Genomic DNA, 371 nt, shown 5'->3' on the forward strand with positions numbered 1-371 from the left:
TTTCTAGATCGTTAATTAATTCTTCTACAACAACCTCCAATGTTCTCGTGTTATATATTTAATTACCCCGGTCATTTATTAGTAAACATGATAATTAAGAATTCAAATTAAATTTCAGATAATTTGACAAGGAGTTTTTAGGAAAAGGACGAATTAATACCTTATATATAGGAGGCGATAAAAATGGAGAAGGAGACAGTTTCATCATCAGAAAAGGTTATATTAAATAATGGGAAAGAAAGGTTTGAAATACCTGGGCAAGCGATGTTCAAAAAGTTTTCTAAAGAAAGAGATGTTTCACTAGTTTATGGAGATGCAATAGAAGTAGAAGGAAAAAAGGTTGTCCCAGTAGCGAAGGTCACGTACATGGG

Annotated in this window: 1 protein-coding gene; it reads left to right on the plus strand. The window is 32.3% G+C overall.

Going from position 1 to position 371, the window contains the following annotated elements:
* Nucleotides 1-183 precede the first annotated feature (183 nt).
* Nucleotides 184-371, plus strand: a 188-nt coding sequence (locus AOA61_RS30840; protein WP_218197347.1) for a hypothetical protein, incomplete at its 3' end; no start/stop codon positions are given.

The organism is Pseudomonas sp. 2995-1, from assembly GCF_002742505.1.
Lineage (GTDB): Bacteria > Pseudomonadota > Gammaproteobacteria > Pseudomonadales > Pseudomonadaceae > Aquipseudomonas > Aquipseudomonas sivasensis.